We start from the raw sequence: 364 nt of genomic DNA on the forward strand, positions 1-364 counted from the left end.
TGCTGCGCGGTCCGCAGCAGGCCACGAGCCGCGGCGGCGGCGAGGTCGGTGACGTCCTCCCCCGGCCGCGTCGCCACGGCACCGCGGGTGACGACGACCAGCCGTGCGGTCGCGGACCGCTCGTCGGCGAGCCAGTTCCGCACCAGCTCGAGGGCGTTCGTCACGGCTTCGGCCAGCCCGCAGGGTTCCCATTCGACGGCGACGACGGGTGTCGACGCGACGACGTCGGCCGGGACCCAGTCGAGGCGGTACAGGGACTGCGCGGGCGTCACCTGCGCCGCGGACACCGGGCGCAGCGCGAGCGAACGCACGCTCGCCACCGCGCGGCCGGTCTCGTCGGCGAGGGTCAGCGCGACCGCGTCCG

General features: G+C 76.6%; 1 protein-coding gene. It reads right to left on the minus strand.

Features of this window, described 5'->3' with window-relative positions; genetic code table 11:
• Positions 1-364, minus strand: a 364-nt coding sequence (locus G3I65_RS32590) for a hypothetical protein (protein ID WP_160699499.1), incomplete at both ends; no start/stop codon positions are given.

It is taken from the genome of Amycolatopsis sp. SID8362, assembly GCF_010550475.1.
Lineage (GTDB): Bacteria > Actinomycetota > Actinomycetes > Mycobacteriales > Pseudonocardiaceae > Amycolatopsis > Amycolatopsis eburnea.